The sequence below is a fragment of the Corallococcus sicarius genome (assembly GCF_003611735.1).
GTDB classification, from domain to species: domain Bacteria; phylum Myxococcota; class Myxococcia; order Myxococcales; family Myxococcaceae; genus Corallococcus; species Corallococcus sicarius.
This window is the reverse complement of record NZ_RAWG01000408.1, coordinates 1-6935: the sequence shown is the minus strand read 5'-3', so window position 1 is coordinate 6935 and position 6935 is coordinate 1. Positions and strand designations below refer to the sequence as shown.

The following is a 6935-nucleotide window of genomic DNA, read 5'->3' as shown; positions in this document are numbered from 1 at the left end:
CTGCGGGTACGTCAGCGGCAGGAAGCCGTCGGCATCGAAGCCGCACGCGGCCCGGTAGCGCTCCAGCAGCACGGGGGACGCGCGGCAGCCGTGTGCCCGGATCGTCAGGTCCGGCAGGGCCGTGCCGACAGCACCCGGAACGCCACGCCCGTGGACTCGCGGGCCGTCTGGAACGTCACGCGGGCGGGCAGGAGCAGGGGCTTCTTGAAGTCACAGTCCAGCCGGAGCGCGTCCCCGTGGGCCGCCTCTCCCAGCTCCGCCACGCAGCGCGCGAGCGTCCACATGCCGTGCGCGATGGCGCGCGGGAAGCCGAAGGGGCGCGCCGTGAGGGCCGTCAGGTGGATGGGATTGTAGTCGCCGGAGGCGTGCGCGTAGCGGCGGCCGGTGTCGGACGGGACGGTCCACGGCGCGGGGCGGCTCGCCGCGAAGCGCGCGGCCTGGGCGTCGTCGGGCGGGCGCTCCTTGCGCGGGGCGTCCTTGTCCCTCCGGTCCCCGTTGCGCCGCAGCATGGTGGTGACGGCCTGCCACAAGAGCTCGCCGCTCTCCTCCGCCTCGACGCGGGTGTGCAGGTCGAACTCATGGCCCGCAGGCACCTCGCGGTGTCCGTCGAAGTGACAGGCCACGGTGAGCGCGGCATCGTCCGCGATGCGGTGGTGCTGCTGGATGTGATTGCGCACGTGCACCGTGCCCAGCACGGGGTACGGGAAGTCGGGCAGGCCCAGCAGGCCCAGGTGCAGCGGCGTCGCGAGCACCTGCGGGTACGTCAGCGGCAGGAAGCCGTCGGCATCGAAGCCGCACGCGGCCCGGTAGCGCTCCAGCAGCACGGGGGACGCGCGGCAGCCGTGTGCCCGGATCGTCAGGTCCGGCAGGGCCGTGCCGTGGCCCTTCCTGCGGGTGAAGGCCGCGCGGAGGAGCGCGGCGGGCATCGCCGGGAGCGTGTGCAGATCGAAGAGGGTGCCGGGCATGGGCGGGATTCTCCGCCAGCTGTCCCCTTCCCGCGTGGGATTTGTGAACGGGGCCCTTCGCGCCAGGTCAGCTCCGGTGGTGTCAGCTGCGCAGCCCGTGCCGGCGCAGGAGCCGGTACAGGTACACGCGGTCCATGTCCGCGGCGGCGGCGGCCTGGGACACCTTGCCCTTGTGCAGCTTGAGGAGCGCCTCCACGTAGTCGCGCTCGAACGCCTCCAGCGCCCGACGGCGGGACTCCGCGTACGTCAGCGACGCATCCACGGCGCGGGGCGGCGGCGCCGGATCCAGGACGCCCGACGCGGACATCGCGGGCGGCAGCGCGCTCTGGAAGACGAGGCAGCGCTCCAGGTGGTTGCGCAGCTCGCGCACGTTGCCCGGCCACGCGGCGTGCTGGAGCTGCGCGACGAACCGCGGCGCGGTCAGCGTCGCCAGCTGCTCGGGCGTGGCGCCCAGGCCCGCGAGGATGCGCTCGGCGATGAGCGGGATGTCCTCCGGCCGCTCGCGCAGGGATGGGAGCGGGATGCCCACCACGGCGAGGCGGAAGTAGAGGTCCGCCCGGAAGCGGCCCGCCGCCACCTCCGCGCGCAGGTCGCGGTGCGTGGCCGCGATGACGCGCACGTTGACCGTCTGATGCGTGTTGGAGCCCAGGCGGCGGATCTCCCGGTTCTCCAACACGCGCAGCAGCTTGGGCTGCAGCTCCGCGGGCAGCTCTCCAATCTCATCGAGGAAGATGGTGCCGCCGTCCGCCTCCTCGAAGGCGCCCACGCGCCGCTGGATGGCGCCGGTGAAGGCCCCCTTCTCGTGGCCGAACAGCTCGCTCTCCAGGAGGTTGGCCGGGAGCGCGCCGCAGTCCACGACGAGGAAGGGCGCGCTCGCTCGGGTCCCCGCGCGGTGGATGGCGAGCGCCGCGCGGCTCTTCCCCGTGCCCGTCTCCCCTTCCAACAACACCGTCGCGTAGCAGGCCGCCGCGCACGCCATCCGCTCGAAGCTGGCCCGGGCCGAAGCGGACGTGGCCACCAGCTCCCCGAAGACCGCGCGCTCCGAAGGCCCGTGAGTTCCCCCTTCCTCACGGGCCTCGGAGTGCGTGGCGACGTGGCCGGGGCCGCCCCCTCTTCGCGGCCGCGACTGGCGCCACCGGACCCCGTCCACGAAGGTGCCCGGTCGCCCGTCCGGAGCCCGCGCGCGGGCCCCCTTGCGCTCCGTCTTCATCTCGCAGTGGAAACGCGACACGGCGGCCTCCTCACTCGACAGCTTCATTGAGGACATGCTCCCCCCCAGGGCACGGCTTCGTTCAACGCACGGCCAGACTCAGTAGGCGCGCAAGTGCTTCAGGCGGCATCCGGGCGGCCATGGCACATCGTGCTGCGAGCGGACGCGGGTGGAGTCCCCGCCATGGACCTGAGACCCGGACGATGTTCCAGCACCCCTCGTCAGCCTTTACGCCGGGGCTTCTGGATATTCCCGGACATTTCCCGGGGCTTTTTCCCATCCCCCGGCGAAGGCTCAGCGCACGGTCAGGTCCACCACGAAGTCCGCGCCGGTGTCGCCGTCCCTCACCGCGTCCACCACGTCGGGCCGCTCGTCGCCCACCCACAGGCCCAGCACGTCGTAGACGAGCCACTGCGCCAGGGGCCGGGACACGCCCTGGGCCGCCTCGCGGGGCACGCCGGACAGGGCGCCCTGGGTCTCCATCAGCGCCCGCGCCAGCCGCGCCGGCACCACCCAGCACTCGGCGCGCACGAAGGCAGGCACCAGGAAGAGACAGAACGCGGCCTCCGTGCGCGAAAGCAGCGCGTCCAGCCGCTCGCGGCCCAGCCGGAACGTGGGCAGCCACTGGCCTTCGCCGCGCTGCTCCAGCTTCGCCACCGGCACCCGGACGACGCGCCGCGTGCGCACGAAGCCCTCGCGCTCCACCGACACCACGAAGGCCACCTCCACGGCGCCGTCACGGGCCACGGACACCGGACGCTGCACGGTCATCGCCAGCGACAGCGGCGACGCGCGCCCGCCCTGCGCCAGCAGCGACCCCAGGTCCGCCTGGATGCGCTCCAGCTCCGAGCGCACGCCCTCCAGCAGTCCGGCGACCAGCTCCGCGGTGTCCTCGCGGAAGCGCTCCGGGTGGCGCGAGGCGACGTCCGCCTCCACGCGCCCCACCGCGCCCACCAGCAGGTCCTCCAGGTCGCGGTCGCGCAGCCAGGTGCGTCCGCCCACCGGCACCGCGCGCGTCGCGTGCAAATGCCGCAGGGAGGCTGTCAGCGTCGAGGGCTCGGAGGCCTCCACCGGCGCGGGCGACGTGCCCTGCCCTGCTCCCGCCTGGAGCCAGGACTGGAGCGAGCGCGCGCGGAAGCGGGCCTTGGGGGACGGGTGCTCCAACATGCGGCGCACCAGCCGCCGGTCCGTGGCGGTGCGCACCAGGGCCAGCGCCGCCAGCTCCGCCTCCGAGGAGGCCTCGTCCGGCGCGCACCAGAGGAGGAACTCGATGGCCGCCTTGCGCAGCACGGGCTTCTTCCCCATGCGCTGCGCCACCTCACCGCGCCACGCCACCAGGCCGTCCAGCCCGGGCCGCGCCGAGGAGCGGAAGCGCGGCCACACCTCCGCGCACTCCTCCGCGAGCCACACCAGGTGCGCGAAGCCGGGCAGCGACTCCAGCTTCGCGCGGGCGCGGGTGCGCCGCTCGAAGGCCTCCGGGACGCCGCGCCGCACGGCCGCGCGGAACAGCCGCTCCTCCAGCCACAGGAGCGCGAGCGCTAGCGCGGGCTCGTTCTTGCGCATCGTGCCCTGGCAGTGGTCCAGGACGAACCGCGCGTGGCCCAGGTCCGCCGCGGCCTCGAAGTCGCTCTGCACCAGCGCGCCCAGCGCCCCGCGCAGCCCATCCACCGGCGGCGAGTCGAAGAGCGTGAGCAGGTCGCACAGGTTCTCCACCACCGCGGGCGGTCCGCCCACCTCCACCGTGCGCGCGAGCAGCAGCCCCGCGCGCGAACACCAGTCCGGCTCCTTGCGCCCGTTGGGATAACACGCGAGGAAGCCGCGCATGCCGCCGCGACCGTCGGGTGAGGTCGCCAGCGCGAAGAGCCGCTCGCCCAGCACCTCGCTCGCCTCGCGCCAGGGGACGCGGGCGGCGCGCGTGCGGATGAACTCGGCCAGCCGGTCGCGGCCCTCCTCGCGCGTGTCCGGCAGCAGCGCGCGCAGCTGCTCCAAGAGGCCCACCGACTTCGGCCCCGCGCCCAGCACCTGCTTCAGGTCCACGTCCACCGCGTCCTGGAAGCGCAGCGCGCGGCCGTCGAACGTGCACGGCACACCGCGCACCAGGGCCAGCAGCGCATCCGGGTGCCGCTTCAGGTAGCGCGTGAGGACCTTGGACAGCGCCGCGTCCGTCTCCTTCTGGAGCCGCTCCGCGCCCTCCACTTCACCCGCGTCCCGGAGCGCGGCCACCGCGTCGTGCTGCCTCGCGAGCAACTGCCGCAACAGGCCCGGGGGCGGCTCCGCGTAGGGCCAGAGCAGCTCGCTGCACGTCGACACGAGGAAGAGTAGTTCGCCCGGCGTGCGCTCCCCGGGGGACAGCCGCTCCCACGCGGCGGCCTGCGCTCGCGTGCGTTCTTCCAGCGAGGCGCCGCGCACCCAATGGGCGAAGGTGTCGCGCCAGCCGGCGCTCGCGGCCACGGCCTCCTGGGGCAGCGCCTCCGCCACCTGCGCATAGAGGGGCTGGAGCGACTCCGGCCACCTGGCCTCAACCGACGGCTGCATGGAACCTCGAAGGACTCACGCGGGACTCGCCGCCACGGTGATGACGACGGACTTCGACGTGGGCGTGCGGCTCTTCTCCGCGTGGCTGTCCACGGGCACCAGCACGTTCGCCTCCGGGAAGTACGTGGCCGCGCACGTCCGGGGGATGTTGTACGGCACCACCACGAACTCGCGGGCCACGCGCGTCTCACCCTGGAAGTGGCTGGTGAGGTCCACCTTCTGCCCCGCCGTCAGCCCCCGCGCCTTCACGTCCTCCGGGTGCAGGAACACCACGCGCCGTCCCTGGTGGATGCCGCGGTAGCGATCATCCAGCCCATACACGGTCGTGTTGTATTGATCATGCGAGCGCAGCGTCATCATCAGCAGCTGCCCGGGCTCCAGCCGCAGCCGGGGCATGGCGTGCACGGTGAAGTGCGCCTTGCCGTCCGGCGTGGGGAAGACGCCTTGGCGCGGGCCGTTGGGCAGCGCGAAGCCACCGGGCGCGTGCACGCGGCGGTTGAAGTCCTCGAAGCCCGGGATGCAGCGGGAGATGTGCTCGCGCACCCGGTCGTAGTCCGCCACCAGCGACAGCCACGGCACCTTCGAGCGAGCCCCCAGCACCGCGTGCGCCAGCCGGGCGACGATGGCGGGCTCGCTGAGCAGGTGCTCGGACGCGGGAGTCACCGCGCCGCGCGACGCGTGCACCATGCCCATCGAGTCCTCCACCGTGACGAACTGCCTGCCCGTGGCCTGCACGTCGTGCTCGGTGCGCCCGAGGCACGGGAGGATGAGGGCGCGCTTGCCGTGCACCAGGTGCGCGCGGTTGAGCTTGGTGGACACGTGCACCGTGAGCCGCGTCCGCCTCAGGCCCTCGGCGGTGAACTCCGTGTCCGGCGTGGCCGACAGGAAGTTGCCGCCCATCGCGAAGAACACCTTCACCCGGCCGTCGTGCATCGCCTTGATCGTGGCCACGGTGTCCAGGCCGGTGTGGCGCGGCGGCGAGAAGCCGAACTCGCGCTCCAGCGCATCCACGAACTCTGGCTTCGGATGCTCCCAGATGCCCATCGTGCGGTCACCCTGCACGTTGCTGTGGCCACGCACCGGGCACACGCCCGCCCCTGCCTTGCCGATGCTCCCGCGCAGGAGCGTCAGGTTCACGATCTCCTGCACGTTGCCCACCGCGTTGCGGTGCTGGGTGAGCCCCATGGCCCAGCAGAAGATGGTGCGCTCGGAGCGCGCGAGGATGTCCGCGGCCTCCTCCACCTGCTCGCGGGACACGCCGCTCTCCGTCACCACGTCGTCCCACGACACGGCGTCCAGGTGCGCCCGGTACGCATCGAAGCCCGCCGTCCGGCCCTCGATGAACGCCTGGTCCACCACGGTGCCCGGCGCCTTCGCCTCGCGCTCCAGCAGCGCCTTGCCCAGCCCCTGGAGGAGCGCGACGTCGCCGTTGATGCGCACCTGGAGGAAGAGCTTGTTGAGCGCGGTGCCGGGGCCCATCAGGTGCAGCACCTCCTGCGGGTGCTTGAAGCGGTTGAGGCCCGCCTCCGGCAGGGGGTTGATGCTGACGATCTCACAGCCCCGGCGCGCGGCGGCCTGGAGCGCCGTCAACATGCGCGGGTGGTTGGTGCCCGGGTTCTGCCCGATGACGAAGATGGCCTGCGCGTGGTCGAAGTCCTCCAGCGTGACGGAGCCCTTGCCAATGCCAATCGTCTCCGAGAGCCCCGTGCCGCTGGACTCGTGGCACATGTTGGAGCAGTCCGGCAGGTTGTTGGTGCCGAACTCCCGCACGAACAGTTGGTAGAGGAACGCGGCCTCGTTGCTCGTGCGGCCGGACGTGTAGAACGCGGCCTCGTCGGGTGAGCCCAGCGCGTTCAATTCCTCCGCCACCAGCGCGAACGCGTCGTCCCAAGACAGGGGCTCGTAGTGCGTGGCGCCCTCGCGCAGCACCATCGGGTGCGTGAGCCTTCCGGCCTTGCCCAGCCACAGGTCGGACTGCTCGGCGAGCCGGGCCACGCTCCACTCGCGGAAGAACTCCGGCGTCACGCGCTCCTTCGTCCCCTCCTCCGCCACCGCCTTCGCGCCGTTCTCGCAGTACTCATGCATCGAACGGTGCGACGGATCCGGCCACGCGCACCCCGGACAGTCGAAGCCGTCCTTCTGGTTGAGGTTCAGGAGCAGCCGGCCGCCGCGCCACGGGCCCGCCTCCCCCACCACGTGCTTGAGCGCGTGCAGCACCGCGGGCA

At 72.8% G+C, this 6935-nt stretch carries 4 protein-coding genes; all 4 read right to left on the bottom strand.

Features of this window, described 5'->3' with window-relative positions; all coding sequences use genetic code 11:
• Positions 1–104: 104 nt before the first annotated feature.
• Positions 105–965 carry a MaoC family dehydratase gene (locus D7X12_RS37165; RefSeq protein ID WP_120629939.1) on the bottom strand — a complete coding sequence of 287 codons (861 nt, stop codon included), beginning with the start codon at positions 963–965 and terminating at the stop codon, positions 105–107.
• Positions 966–1047: 82 nt separating this feature from the next.
• On the bottom strand, positions 1048–2223 hold the full coding sequence (locus D7X12_RS37160; protein WP_120629938.1) for a sigma-54 interaction domain-containing protein: 1176 nt from the start codon (positions 2221–2223) through the stop codon (positions 1048–1050).
• 246 nt (positions 2224–2469) lie between these two features.
• On the bottom strand, positions 2470–4710 hold the full coding sequence (locus D7X12_RS37155) for a hypothetical protein (protein WP_120629937.1): 2241 nt from the start codon (positions 4708–4710) through the stop codon (positions 2470–2472).
• A 15-nt stretch (positions 4711–4725) separates the two neighbouring features.
• On the bottom strand, positions 4726–6935 hold a 2210-nt coding region (locus tag D7X12_RS37150; RefSeq protein ID WP_120629936.1), incomplete at its 5' end, for an FdhF/YdeP family oxidoreductase.